The 13129-nt window shown below is 45.1% G+C and carries 13 protein-coding genes; all 13 read left to right on the top strand.

The genetic code is table 11. The annotated features are described in order from the left end of the window. The first annotated feature begins 7 nt into the window (after positions 1 to 7). The 13 genes from leuS to VOR_RS0101120 all read left to right on the top strand — a co-directional run bounded on the left by leuS (position 8) and on the right by VOR_RS0101120 (position 13010). Positions 8 to 2581, top strand: a complete 2574-nt coding sequence (gene leuS / locus VOR_RS0101180; protein WP_010317349.1) for a leucine--tRNA ligase — start codon at positions 8 to 10, stop codon at positions 2579 to 2581. Between the two features lie 136 nt (positions 2582 to 2717). Then, a complete protein-coding gene (locus VOR_RS0101175; protein WP_010317347.1) occupies positions 2718 to 3341 on the top strand; it encodes an LPS-assembly lipoprotein LptE in 624 nt (207 codons plus the stop codon). Positions 3342 to 3350: 9 nt separating this feature from the next. Then, the gene (holA, locus tag VOR_RS0101170; protein ID WP_010317344.1) at positions 3351 to 4376 is read left to right on the top strand and encodes a DNA polymerase III subunit delta; all 1026 of its coding nucleotides are present in this window, start codon (positions 3351 to 3353) and stop codon (positions 4374 to 4376) included. 62 nt (positions 4377 to 4438) lie between these two features. Then, on the top strand, positions 4439 to 4756 hold the full coding sequence (rsfS, locus tag VOR_RS0101165) for a ribosome silencing factor (RefSeq protein ID WP_029626787.1): 318 nt from the start codon (positions 4439 to 4441) through the stop codon (positions 4754 to 4756). Positions 4757 to 4759: 3 nt separating this feature from the next. Then, on the top strand, positions 4760 to 5230 hold the full coding sequence (gene rlmH / locus VOR_RS0101160; protein ID WP_010317339.1) for a 23S rRNA (pseudouridine(1915)-N(3))-methyltransferase RlmH: 471 nt from the start codon (positions 4760 to 4762) through the stop codon (positions 5228 to 5230). Positions 5231 to 5236: 6 nt separating this feature from the next. Next, the gene (gene mrdA / locus VOR_RS0101155; RefSeq protein WP_010317337.1) at positions 5237 to 7117 is read left to right on the top strand and encodes a penicillin-binding protein 2; all 1881 of its coding nucleotides are present in this window, start codon (positions 5237 to 5239) and stop codon (positions 7115 to 7117) included. Next, positions 7117 to 8238 (top strand): rod shape-determining protein RodA, encoded by a 1122-nt coding sequence (gene rodA / locus VOR_RS0101150; RefSeq protein WP_010317335.1) that lies wholly within the window; start codon positions 7117 to 7119, stop codon positions 8236 to 8238. Before mrdA ends, rodA begins: the two co-directional genes overlap by 1 nt. Positions 8239 to 8240: 2 nt before the next feature. Then, complete coding sequence (locus tag VOR_RS0101145; RefSeq protein WP_010317334.1) at positions 8241 to 9023, top strand: septal ring lytic transglycosylase RlpA family protein; 783 nt, start codon at positions 8241 to 8243, stop codon at positions 9021 to 9023. Between the two features lie 92 nt (positions 9024 to 9115). Beyond that, the gene (locus tag VOR_RS0101140) at positions 9116 to 10294 is read left to right on the top strand and encodes a serine hydrolase (RefSeq protein WP_010317330.1); all 1179 of its coding nucleotides are present in this window, start codon (positions 9116 to 9118) and stop codon (positions 10292 to 10294) included. A gap of 119 nt (positions 10295 to 10413) precedes the next feature. Continuing rightward, positions 10414 to 10692 carry a DUF493 family protein YbeD gene (ybeD, locus tag VOR_RS0101135; protein ID WP_010317329.1) on the top strand — a complete coding sequence of 93 codons (279 nt, stop codon included), beginning with the start codon at positions 10414 to 10416 and terminating at the stop codon, positions 10690 to 10692. 214 nt (positions 10693 to 10906) lie between these two features. Beyond that, on the top strand, positions 10907 to 11560 hold the full coding sequence (gene lipB, locus VOR_RS0101130) for a lipoyl(octanoyl) transferase LipB (protein WP_029626785.1): 654 nt from the start codon (positions 10907 to 10909) through the stop codon (positions 11558 to 11560). A gap of 5 nt (positions 11561 to 11565) precedes the next feature. Then, positions 11566 to 12534, top strand: coding sequence for a lipoyl synthase (lipA, locus tag VOR_RS0101125; RefSeq protein ID WP_010317327.1), 969 nt, complete (start codon positions 11566 to 11568; stop codon positions 12532 to 12534). A gap of 149 nt (positions 12535 to 12683) precedes the next feature. Beyond that, positions 12684 to 13010 (top strand): hypothetical protein, encoded by a 327-nt coding sequence (locus VOR_RS0101120; RefSeq protein ID WP_010317326.1) that lies wholly within the window; start codon positions 12684 to 12686, stop codon positions 13008 to 13010. The last annotated feature ends 119 nt before the right edge of the window (positions 13011 to 13129 follow it).

Raw genomic sequence — 13129 nt, 5'->3', positions numbered from 1 at the left:
ATCATCGATGCAAGAGCAATATAACCCGCAAGATATTGAACAAAAAGTTCAACAGCACTGGGATGACAACAAGACCTTCGTTGTAAGTGAAGACCCAAATAAAGAAAAATTCTACTGTCTTTCTATGTTCCCATACCCAAGTGGCCGACTGCACATGGGTCACGTGCGTAACTATACTATCGGTGATGTAGTCTCTCGTTTTCAACGTCTGCAAGGCAAAAACGTCATGCAGCCCATTGGTTGGGACGCATTTGGCCTACCGGCTGAAAATGCGGCTGTAAAAAACAAAACGGCACCAGCGCCTTGGACCTACGAAAACATTCAGTACATGAAAAACCAGTTAAAACTGCTGGGTTTTGGCTACGATTGGAGCCGTGAATTCGCCACTTGCACGCCAGAATATTACCGCTGGGAACAAGAGTTCTTCACTAAGCTGTATCAAAAAGGCTTAGTCTACAAGAAAACCTCTTCCGTTAACTGGTGTCCAAACGACCAAACCGTTCTCGCTAACGAGCAAGTTGAAGATGGCTGCTGCTGGCGTTGTGATACACCAGTAGAACAAAAAGAGATCCCACAATGGTTTATTAAGATCACCGCCTACGCACAAGAACTGTTGGACGATTTAGAAAACTTAGATGGCTGGCCTGAAATGGTCAAAACCATGCAGCGTAACTGGATTGGTCGCTCAGAAGGCGTAGAGCTCAAGTTTGGTGTCAACGGTCATTCAGATCTCGACGTCTATACCACTCGCCCTGATACCTTGATGGGTGTCACTTATGTGGGCATTGCGGCTGGTCATCCATTAGCGACCATTGCAGCGCAAAATAACCCTGCTTTAGCTTCTTTTATTGACGAATGTAAGAACACCAAAGTTGCAGAAGCTGAGCTGGCGACCATGGAAAAGAAAGGCATGGATACGGGCCTAACGGCCATTCATCCTTTAAATGGTCGTGAAGTGCCTATTTATATCGCCAACTTTGTGCTGATGGATTACGGTACAGGCGCGGTGATGGCCGTACCTGCTCATGACCAACGTGATTTTGAGTTCGCCACCAAATATGGCCTAGACATCATTCCAGTCATCAAACCAGAAGATGGCTCTGAAGTCGATGTGTCTAGCGCTGCGTACACTGAAAAAGGAGTCCTGTTTGGTTCTGGCGAATTTGATGGTTTAGCCTTCCAAGCAGCATTTGATGCTATTGCAGCCAAGCTGGAGGCTGAAGGTAAAGGCAAGAAAACCGTTAATTTCCGTCTACGTGACTGGGGGGTTTCTCGCCAACGTTACTGGGGCGCGCCGATTCCTATGGTGACCACCAAAGATGGCCAAGTTCACCCTGTGCCAATTGATCAACTGCCCGTCATTCTACCAGAAGATGTTGTGATGGATGGTGTGACAAGCCCAATCAAAGCCGACAAAGAGTGGGCCAAAACCACCTTTAATGGCGAGCCTGCACTGCGTGAAACCGATACCTTCGATACGTTTATGGAATCGTCTTGGTATTACGCTCGTTACTGTTCACCACAAGCGGACGATATTTTAGACCCAGCGAAGGCAAACTACTGGTTACCAGTAGACCAATACATTGGTGGTATTGAGCATGCTTGTATGCACCTGCTCTACTCACGCTTCTTCCATAAGCTATTGCGTGATGCAGGCTATGTCACTTCAGATGAACCTTTCAAGCAACTACTTTGCCAAGGCATGGTATTGGCCGATGCGTTCTACCACACGAACGAGAAAGGCACCAAAGAGTGGATAGCGCCAACTGACGTAAAAGTGGAACGCGACGGTAAAGTCCGCATCACTCAAGCCGTAGACAACCAAGGCCGCAACGTTGAGCACTCAGGCATGATCAAAATGTCTAAGTCGAAAAACAACGGTATCGACCCGCAAGAGATGGTTGATAAGTATGGCGCCGATACGGTTCGTCTATTCATGATGTTTGCCTCTCCGGCTGACATGACCCTTGAATGGCAAGAGTCTGGTGTAGAAGGTGCTAACCGCTTCCTAAAACGCGTCTGGAAACTGGTTGCAGAACATAGCGCTAAAGGTGTGGCTGAAGCGGTAGATAGCGCCTCTCTGACTGGTGAACAAAAAGCGCTGCGTCGTGATGTGCATAAAACCATCGCCAAAGTGACTGACGATATTGCACGCCGCCAGACGTTCAATACCGCCATTGCTGCGATTATGGAGTTGATGAATAAACTCACTAAAGCGCCACAAGAATCCGTGCAAGATCGGGCCATTCTCGACGAGGCTTTAAAAGCGGTTGTCAGCATGCTTTACCCAATCACTCCTCATATCAGCTTTGAACTGTGGAATGCACTGGGTGAGAGTGATGTAGATAATACCGTGTGGCCGACCTACGACGAATCGGCCCTAGTGGAAGATGAAAAACTGATCGTCCTACAAGTTAACGGAAAACTTCGTGGTAAGCTGACCGTAGCCGCTGATGCAAGTAAAGATCAGGTTGAAGCACTCGGTTTAGCGGACGAGAACGTCATGAAATTTACGGATGGCTTAACCGTGCGTAAAGTTATTTATGTACCAGGTAAGTTACTGAACATCGTGGCGAACTAATATCGTGGCCTAATGTCGTAATAACTAGTTTATCAGCAGGGTGGCTCGCTGCCCTGTTGATTTATCTTAGCGTTCTTACCCACAGAGCGATAGAGCGCTAAGATAAGTCACCTAAATATATGAGAACTTAACCCCAATGCGCCAAATTTCGTCTTACTCTCTGAAATTATCGTTAATTGTTATTATGAGCAGCCTACTCTCAGCTTGTGGCTTTCATCTGCGTGGCGATTACTCCGTTCCTGAAGAGCTCAATCGAGTCTCTGTCACCAGCTATGACCAATACAGCACCTTTACTCGTATGGTAAAAAATCAATTACGAATGAGTGACATTGAAATTGTTCCCCCTGCCGAAACGGTGCCGAACATCCATCTGACAGGTGAGAGTGTTGGTGAGCGGACCCTTTCGCTTTATCAAAATACTCGTGCAGCAGAAAAAGAACTCACTTTTAATGCATCGTATCGCGTCACTCTACCTGAAGTAGGGATAAAAACGTTTTCAACCAGTGTCACTCGTAGCTATCTTGATAACCCATTAACCGCTCTCGCTAAATCGGTAGAGCGAGACATGATTGAAGATGAAATGCGCAAACTGGCTGCGACTCAAATTTTACGCCAAATGGCACGTTTAAAAGCCGATATTGCAACCAATGAACATCAACTTGAACAACAAGAAAATCAACAGCAAGCAGACCAACAACACTATGAGATCAACACCGTTGAAGGCGAAACGTCACAATTCACGGCTCCTGCGGCAAACTAAAGGCGAATAATGAGAATATTTGCTGACAAACTCACCGAACACCTAAAAAAGCCTTTGATGGGGCTTTACTTACTGTTCGGTAATGAGCCGTTATTGTTGCAAGAATCACGCGTAGCGATAGAAAAAAAAGCACTAGAGCAAGGGTTTGAAGAACGCCACCGTTTTAGTGCCGATGCCCATTTAAACTGGGATCAAGTCTATGACTGCTGCCAGGCTTTAAGTTTATTTTCCAGCAAAAAAATCATTGAAATTGAATTACCTGAAACGGGTGCAAATGCAGCCGCTGCAAAAGAACTACTCGCGCTAGGCCAATCACTTCATCCTGACGTGCTGCTTGTGGTTATCGGCGAGAAATTAACCAAAGCGCAAGAGAGCGCTAAATGGTTTAAAACACTCTCAAGCCTAGGATGTTGGGTGAGTTGCTTAACCCCGGATATCAACAAACTGCCACAATTTGTCATGATTCGCTGCCGCACATTGGGACTAAAACCAGATCAAGAAGCAGTGCAGATGCTAGCGCAATGGCATGAAGGCAATCTATTCGCACTATCTCAAAGCTTAGAAAAACTCGCACTACTCTATCCAGATGGCTTACTGACGCTGATCCGCTTAGAAGAATCATTAAGCCGACATAACCACTTCACCGTCTTTCACTGGGTCGATGCGCTGCTCGAAGGGCAAGCGAATCGGTCACAACGTATTTTACGCCAGCTCATTACCGAAGGCACTGAGCCTGTGATTCTGATACGCAGCCTACAAAAAGAGCTGCTGCTGCTGCTGCAAATGCATCAAGATGTAACCCAGATGCCGATTGGCTCAACCTTTGATAAATACCGAATTTGGCAATCCAAGCGACCTTGGTACGCGGCAAGCTTAAAAAGACTATCGAGAGATAGACTCAAACAGCTGATTGCATTACTCACCCAAGCCGAAAGAGTAACTAAAACTCAGTATGAAACCTCTCCTTGGCCAATATTGCAGCAAATCAGTGTCGAATTTTGCTTGCCACAGTCCGTTGTATCAAAGTTGGCTTGAAGGCGTGTTATACTCCGCGCCATTTTGTCAGTAACCAGACCAATTTTTAAAGGAGATGACGCTTGCTACACCATGAATTAAAAGATTTTCTTGCCGATAAAGCCGACGATATGAAAGCCATTGATATCAAAACCTTAGATGTTAAGGGAAAATCTAATATCACTGATTACATGATCATCTGCACAGGCACATCAAAACGACATGTAGCCTCGATTGCCGAACATGTCGCAACTGAAGTCAAAAAAGTGGGCATGGAACCACTGGGTATGGATGGCGAAAGTGAAGGTGAATGGGTCGTGCTAGATATGGTCAGCAGCATGTTGCATGTTATGCAAGAAGAGCACCGTGATCTGTACCAGCTTGAAAAACTTTGGAGTTAAGTTTTGAAAATTCAGTTGATTGCCGTTGGTACCAAAATGCCGAAATGGGTAGAAGAAGGATTTCAAGAGTACCGCCGACGTTTTCCACACGATATGCCACTTGAATTAGTGGAGATACAAGCGGGCAAACGTGGCAAAAATGCGGATATTGCAAGAATTTTGCAAAAAGAAGGTGAAGCCATGCTCGCGGCCGTGCCAAAAGGCAACAGAATTGTTACTCTCGATATTCCAGGCAAGCGTTGGGATACCGAACAACTGGCGGAACAACTTGAAAGTTGGAAGCTTGATGCCCGTGATGTATCGATTTTAATTGGTGGCCCTGAAGGGCTTTCTCCGGCATGTAAAGCCGCCGCAGAGCAGAGCTGGTCTCTTTCGCCGTTAACACTACCTCACCCTTTGGTTCGAGTGGTCATGGCAGAAAGTTTGTACCGCGCTTGGAGTATTACGGCGAATCACCCTTATCACCGAGAATAACTATTCATGTTACGTAAGCGTAGCCAAATTCGTGACTACCAATCAGAAGCTCGGCTGTTTCGCAACCGAGCAATTGTCTCTTTTATTGCGATCATAATGCTGGTGGGTGTCCTGCTTACCAATTTGTACCATATTCAAATTAACCAATATCAAGATTACAAAACGCGATCCAACGATAATCGAATCAAAATCGTCCCGATTGCGCCTAATCGAGGGTTAATTTATGACCGCAATGGTGTGCTACTCGCGGAAAACCGCCCAGTATTCAACTTAGAGATCACGCCTGAGCAAGTGCGCGATATGGATGATACGATCACGCGCTTACAGCAATACCTAACCATCTCACCAGAAAAAATTGCTGCCTTTGAAAAAGAACGTCGTCAGACACGCCGATTTAATTCAGTGCCGCTTTTGACGCAGTTAACACCGGAGGAAGTGGCTATTTTTTCGGTCAATCAGCACAAGTTTCCCGGTGTATCAGTAAGCGCAAGCCTAAAGCGCTACTACCCCTATGGCGAAGTTCTCACTCATGTCATCGGTTATGTATCCAGAATCAATGACCGAGATATGGAACGTCTAGAACGCGAAGAGCGCTCAGCCAATTACCAAGCCACTCGTGATATTGGCAAACTGGGGATTGAACGCTTTTATGAGGATGTTCTGCACGGTACGGCAGGCTACCAAGAAGTTGAGGTCAATAGCCGAGGACGCATCATTCGCACCTTAAAATACGTCCCTCCCGTGGCAGGAAAAGACATTGTCTTAAGCTTAGATATTGACCTGCAGCTTTATGTGCACAAGTTGTTGGATGGCCGTCGAGGTTCAATTGTAGTGCTCGATCCAAAAGATAACGGTGTCCTTACCATGGCATCAAGTCCAAGCTACGATCCAAACCCATTCGTACATGGTATTTCTAGCGCCGCCTACAACGAACTTCTCAATGACCCAGACCGCCCGTTAGTCAATCGAGCGACACTTGGTATTTACCCTCCCGGCTCAACGATTAAACCTTTTATTGCCGTCGCTGCACTTCAAGAGGGGGTTATAACCCCAACAACAACACGTAATGATCCTGGTTATTGGGTGATACCAAACTCCAAAACGCGCCCCTTCCGAGACTGGTTGCGCTGGGGGCATGGTCGAGTGGACATTAATAAGGCGCTCGAAGAGTCTGTCGATACTTTCTTCTATCAGATAGCCTACGACTTAGGAATTGATCGCCTCTCTAGCTGGATGATGAAATTTGGCTTTGGTGACTATACGGGCTTGGATATTTACGAGGAAGGTAAAGCGAACATGCCAACGCGTGAGTGGAAAATGGCAAGACACCGAACGCCTTGGTATCAAGGTGATACGATTCCGGTCGGCATTGGCCAAGGGTATTGGACATCAACACCGATGCAGATAGCCAAAGCCACTTCTGTACTGGTTAATCATGGTACAGTCATTGCGCCACATTTATTGCGTTCGACGCTCAAAAATGGTGAAGAGTTCATCAGACAAGAGCTTTCAGAACTAGAAACATCGCCACCGATCGAAGGGGTGCCAAAACGCTATTGGGATATTGCAATCAATGGTATGCGCCTCGTAAACCACGGCAAAAAAGGAACCGCACGGCGCTCATTTACCAATATGAAATATGTCAGCGCTGGAAAATCTGGAACTGCACAAGTATTTGGTTTGGCAGAAAACCAAGTATATAACGCTGAAGAGTTAGCCGAGCACCTTCGTGACCATGCCCTATTCACTGGTTTTGCTCCCGTAGACAATCCAAAGCTCATTGTCACTCTGGTACTCGAAAACGCCGGCGGAGGCTCAGGCAATGGCGGCCCCGTTGTGAGGAAAATATTTGACCGCGCTATTTTAGGTAAAGAGGCTGAACAATAATGGAACTGGATCCTTCAACAGGACAAAATCGAGCGCTTTTTGAGCGCTTGCACATCGACTTGCCATTACTGCTGGGTATTTTGTTATTGATGGGATTTGGGCTGATCGTGATGTACAGCGCTAGCGGTCAAAGCCTAAACATGATGGATCGTCAAGCTATGCGAATGGCACTGGCTTTAGGTGTGATGATCTTTCTTGCACAAATTTCCCCAAGAACTTATGAGTCTCTTGCGCCATTTATGTTTTTCTGTGGCGTACTACTACTGCTCGGTGTGCTGTTTTTTGGCGAATCATCCAAGGGAGCTCAGCGCTGGTTAAATCTAGGCTTTGTTCGTTTTCAGCCCTCAGAATTGCTCAAACTCGCAGTGCCTCTCATGGTCGCTCGCTACATAGGCAAACGTTCTCTTCCACCGACCATCCAGACCTTAGTTGTTTCGTTATTGATGGTGTTCATTCCTACCGTGTTAATTGCGAAGCAGCCCGATCTTGGCACTTCAATATTGATTGCAGCCTCCGGCATTTTTGTCATTTTCTTATCTGGCATAAGCTGGCGAATCATTTTTTCTGCTGTCGTTGCTTTAGGTGCGTTTATACCCGTACTTTGGTTCTTTTTGATGCGTGAATATCAAAAAACCCGCGTCAGAACACTTTTCAATCCAGAATCCGATCCACTCGGTGCGGGTTATCACATCATCCAGAGTAAAATAGCCATTGGATCTGGGGGGTTGTCAGGAAAAGGATGGCTACACGGCACACAGTCGCAACTTGAATTCTTACCTGAGCGCCATACCGACTTCATTTTTGCCGTCATTGCTGAAGAGTGGGGCATGATTGGCATCTTGTGTTTACTCGCTATTTATCTCTTTATCATCGGACGTGGTCTATACCTCGCGAGCAACGCCCAAACGGCTTTCGGCCGAATGATGGCTGGAAGTATAGTGCTCAGCTTCTTTGTTTACGTTTTCGTCAACATTGGTATGGTCAGTGGTATTTTACCTGTGGTTGGTGTTCCCTTGGCTCTCATCAGCTATGGTGGCACATCCATGGTCACTCTCATGGCTGGCTTTGGTATACTGATGTCTATCCACACTCACCGAAAAGCATTTTCTAAGGCAACCTAAGCATGAGAAACTCCCTATTTATCTTTATATTAACGAGTCTATTTCTCATCGGTTGTAGCTCTTCAAGCCGCTATTCAATAACAGATGACGTGGCCCCTAACACGCCACTTTCGGTTGAGCATATTGAAGATGCACATCCGCAATACGAACCCTATAGTTTGGGTGGCAACAAGAATTACACTTTGAGAGGCATAAACTACACCATTGTCAAAGAGGCCAAAGGATTTACAGAAAAGGGCCAAGCCTCGTGGTATGGAAAAAAGTTCCATGGGCACCTAACGTCTAATGGTGAAATCTACGACATGTATTCGATGACGGCCGCCCATAAAACGTTGCCGTTACCCAGCTACGTTAAAGTAACGAATTTAGATAACAAAAAAACTGCGATCGTTCGGGTAAACGATCGCGGTCCCTTTCATGAGGGACGAATTATTGATTTAAGTTACGCTGCCGCTTACAAATTGGGTGTCGTTCAAACCGGGACTGCGAATGTGGCTATCGAAGTCATCACCATCGATAAACCGATCACGACGTCACCACAGAAAAAGAAGGCTCAATACATTATCCAAGTTGCTTCCTCAAAATCAGAGCAAAGAATACGAACTTTATCAGATCAATTAGGTCAAACTTTGACGGTTGAAAGCTTTGTAGATAGTGTAAATAGCATTCATCGCGTATTTTTAGGGACATTTAATGACGATGCGCTGACTCAACAAACGCTAGAAAAAGTTAAATTGCTCGGTTACGAGACCGCCTTCATCAAAGCGCAACCCGTCACTCAGTGACTCATCAAATCCAGTGTTCTTGCTTCAAGCTCTGGTTTGATAGGTCGTTTCTGTTAAGATATGGACAGTTAATAAGAAAATTTGCATTCCTCATGAAAAAACACACATTCTTAAAACCGATTTTAGCATCTTCTATTGCGCTTTCTGCAACCTTTACTAGCTCAGTATTTTCTGCGCCGATCGTCATACCCGATGCTCCTCAGATTGCCGCTAAAGGCTATGTATTGATGGACTTCCACTCAGGTAAAGTGCTGGCAGAAAAAGAGATGAATACCAAACTTTCACCTGCAAGTTTGACGAAAATGATGACCAGCTACGTGATTGGCCAAGAACTGAAACGTGGCAATATCTCTCCACAAGATAAAGTGGTGGTCAGTAAAAATGCGTGGGCGAAGAATTATCCTGACTCTTCAAAAATGTTCATTGAAGTCGGCACCACAGTTACCGTAGAAGAACTGAACAAAGGCATTATCATTCAGTCTGGCAATGATGCGTGCGTGGCCATGGCTGAACACATTGCAGGTTCTGAAGACGCCTTTGTTGACCTAATGAATGCGTGGGCAAGTTCACTAAAAATGAGTAATACGCACTTTGCTAACGTGCACGGCTTAGATAATCCAAATCTGTACTCAACACCTTATGATATGGCGCTACTAGGCCAAGCATTGATTCGTGATGTCCCAAACGAGTATCGTATTTATTCAGAGCAGAAGTATACTTATAACGGGATTACCCAGTATAACCGTAATGGTTTACTGTGGGATAAAAGTATGAACGTAGATGGCATTAAAACTGGCCATACGAGCAATGCTGGATACAGTTTAGTTAGCTCAGCAACTGAAGGGAAAATGCGCCTCGTTGCTGTGGTTATGGGTACCAAAGATGAAAATGCTCGTAAATCAGAAAGCAAAAAACTTCTGAGCTATGGCTTTAGATTCTTCGAAACCGTCGCACCACACAAAGCAGGCGCAACATTCGTTGAAGAAAAAATCTGGATGGGTGACAAAGATAAAGTGGCGCTTGGCGTCAGTGAAGATACCTACGTCACACTGCCTCGCGGTCAAGCGAAAGATCTTAGTGCGAGCTTTGTGCTTGAAAAAGAACTGCGAGCGCCAATAAGCAAAGGTGATGTGGTCGGTAAGCTGTACTACCAGCTTGATGGCAAAGACGTGGCTGAATACCCTCTTTTGGCATTAGAAAATGTGGATGAAGGCAGCATATTTAGCCGTCTTTGGGACTACATCATTCTGCTTTTCAAAGGGTTATTCTGATCTCCCTGAGAAAAGGTAAAATAAAGCCGCCATACCGCGGCTTTATGATTATTGAGTTCCATCAACATTCGCTGTAGTATTCGCCACCGCAAATCGAATTATCAACGGGAGATTCCATTATGCTGACTATCAACTCTGATGCAAAACTCAAAGACTTACTCGAGTTTCCTTGTTCATTTACTTACAAGGTGATGGGCCATGCAAAGCCTGAACTTCCAGAGAAGGTTCTTGAAGTTATCCAACGTCACGCTCCAGGCGATTACAGCCCACGGGTTAAACCCAGTGCAAAAGGGACTTATCACTCCTTATCGATTAACATTACCGCCACCTCTATCGAACAAGTTGAGATACTGTATAAAGAGCTAGGCGAGATTGACATAGTGCGTATGGTTCTGTAACCCAAAAATCGTAATCGAGATGTCTAACCTCTCATATATTTGATTTATTCAATTTTTTTTGAAAGCAGCTTAGGCTGCTTTTTTAATATAAATCATACCGCTAGAATACACCCCATCACACTAAGGACAAATTTATCGCCTTCATCGGTAGTTCATTCGCTGGAAGATGTTTATAATGCAAAAACTTTATTTATACGGTAGATGAGTCACGTTGATACTGAATTTGCTTGTTGTAAAACGTCTGGGTCGCCAAGAATACCTTCCTGTCTGGGAAGCTATGCATATATTTACCGATACAAGAACTGAAACCACACCAGATCAGGTTTGGCTTGTCGAACATCAACCAGTCTTTACCCAAGGTCAAGCAGGTAAAGCTGAGCATCTTCTCGATACTGGTGATATTCCTGTGGTACAAAGTGACCGAGGCGGCCAAGTTACCTATCATGGTCCGGGCCAACTTGTGGCTTACTTCTTGATCGATTTGCGCCGCAAAAAATTAGGCGTAAGGGAGTTAGTAACCAAAATCGAACAGATCGTGATTAATACCTTGCAAGCATACTGTATTGACTCAGCCACAAAACCAGATGCCCCTGGCGTCTATGTCAAAGGGAAAAAAATCTGCTCTCTTGGGCTACGGATCCGTAAAGGTTGCTCGTTTCATGGTTTAGCATTGAACGTCAATATGGATCTCTCTCCTTTCCTACGCATTAACCCCTGCGGCTACCAGGGATTGGAAATGGCTCAAGTCAGTGAACTGGGCGGCCCAACAGAACTGAAAACCATAGAAAAACAACTAATAAAAGAACTCGTTAACATATTGGCTTACGAGCAAGTAGAATTCAGCACAGAAGCACCTCTTCAAAGGTAAAAAGCATGAGCAAACCAATACAAATGGAAAAAGGCGTTAAGTACCGCGACGCTGACAAAATGGCATTAATTCCTGTAAAAAATATGCCTGCCGCCGAACAGAAAGAAGTTTTGCGTAAGCCCGAGTGGATGAAAATCAAGCTACCCAGTGATAGCCAGCGCATTCAAGAGATCAAATCGGCCATGCGTAAGAACAATCTTCATTCGGTGTGTGAGGAAGCGTCTTGCCCCAACCTAGCAGAATGCTTTAACCACGGAACTGCCACCTTTATGATTTTAGGCGCCATTTGCACAAGACGGTGCCCATTCTGTGACGTTGCTCATGGAAGGCCAAATGCGCCAGAAACAAATGAACCACAAAAACTGGCGCAAACCATTAAGGATATGAAGTTGAAATACGTGGTTATCACCTCAGTTGACCGTGATGACCTACGTGATGGTGGTGCCCAACATTTTGCCGACTGTAATCGTGAAATTAGAGCATTAAACCCAGAGATCCGTATCGAAACGTTAGTACCGGATTTTCGTGGCCGGATGGACATCGCCCTTGAACTACTCAAAGATAACCCACCGGATGTGTTTAACCACAACTTAGAAACCGCACCACGCCTATATCGTAAAGCGCGTCCTGGGGCAAACTATAAATGGTCGCTGGAACTGTTGAAGAAATTCAAGCAACAACATCCAACTATCCCAACCAAATCAGGCATCATGATGGGGCTTGGTGAAACAAAAGAAGAGATAGTGGAAGTATTGAAAGATCTTCGAGCTCACGACGTCACTATGCTCACTCTGGGTCAGTATTTGGCTCCGAGCCGTCATCATCTACCAGTTGAACGCTATGTCCCACCGTCTGAATTTGACGAACTTAAAGAGATCGCACTAGAGCTTGGATTTACTCATGCAGCTTGCGGCCCGTTCGTGCGTTCCTCCTATCATGCGGATATGCAAGCCAAAGGGCTAGAAGTGAAGTAACCACACGCTAACCATTGGGTAAAGCCGATGTTCACTCATCGGCTTGTAGGACTCAGTTCGGTTGGTAGTGATTGAAGCTTGAATATTGATTCTATGTTCTATAGGCTAACGACATAGAAAATAGACAATAAAGCTAAGGATTTATTAACATGAAAACGATCAGTACATTAGCCCTTGCTGCCGCTACTTTAATGACCGGTTGCGCGTCTAATACTCAGCAAGATAACTATCGTGAAGCCTCCTTTGAGCTTTGTAATACTGAAGTCAACATTTACTCGGTGAGTGACGATGGTCGTGTTCGTATTGTCTGCGCTGACGGCTCTAAGTTTGCCTTAAATAGCGAAAAAACACTTGATACGATGCGCAATATTAATATTGAGTATTGTGATGGTGAGGGCTTAGGTAAATTTAACGAGAGCACGAAATATTACTCTTTTCAATGTAAGTCTGGCACATTGCTCAGCATTGCAAAATAGTTCTGTAAAGCGCATTAAATTAAACAGTGAGAACCCACTATTCTTATTGCTGATAATAAATAGTGACCAAACAAAAAAGCTCCTGAATATCAGGAGCTTTTATTTTATTGTGCGTAAAA

This window comes from Vibrio ordalii ATCC 33509 (assembly GCA_000257205.1).
Lineage (GTDB): Bacteria > Pseudomonadota > Gammaproteobacteria > Enterobacterales > Vibrionaceae > Vibrio > Vibrio ordalii.
Note: the sequence above shows the minus strand (reverse complement) of the source record. Positions and strands in the feature narration are given on the sequence as shown.

Bases quoted from the DNA above. Each gene is read 5' to 3' on its own strand.
- rodA (WP_010317335.1), top strand. From the start codon at position 7,117: ATGGAACTGGATCCTTCAACAGGACAAAATCGAGCGCTTTTTGAGCGC.
- VOR_RS0101120 (WP_010317326.1), top strand. From the start codon at position 12,684: ATGAAAACGATCAGTACATTAGCCCTTGCTGCCGCTACTTTAATGACC.
- ybeD (WP_010317329.1), top strand. From the start codon at position 10,414: ATGCTGACTATCAACTCTGATGCAAAACTCAAAGACTTACTCGAGTTT.
- leuS (WP_010317349.1), top strand. From the start codon at position 8: ATGCAAGAGCAATATAACCCGCAAGATATTGAACAAAAAGTTCAACAG.
- VOR_RS0101140 (WP_010317330.1), top strand. From the start codon at position 9,116: ATGAAAAAACACACATTCTTAAAACCGATTTTAGCATCTTCTATTGCG.
- VOR_RS0101145 (WP_010317334.1), top strand. From the start codon at position 8,241: ATGAGAAACTCCCTATTTATCTTTATATTAACGAGTCTATTTCTCATC.
- mrdA (WP_010317337.1), top strand. From the start codon at position 5,237: ATGTTACGTAAGCGTAGCCAAATTCGTGACTACCAATCAGAAGCTCGG.
- holA (WP_010317344.1), top strand. From the start codon at position 3,351: ATGAGAATATTTGCTGACAAACTCACCGAACACCTAAAAAAGCCTTTG.
- VOR_RS0101175 (WP_010317347.1), top strand. From the start codon at position 2,718: ATGCGCCAAATTTCGTCTTACTCTCTGAAATTATCGTTAATTGTTATT.
- lipA (WP_010317327.1), top strand. From the start codon at position 11,566: ATGAGCAAACCAATACAAATGGAAAAAGGCGTTAAGTACCGCGACGCT.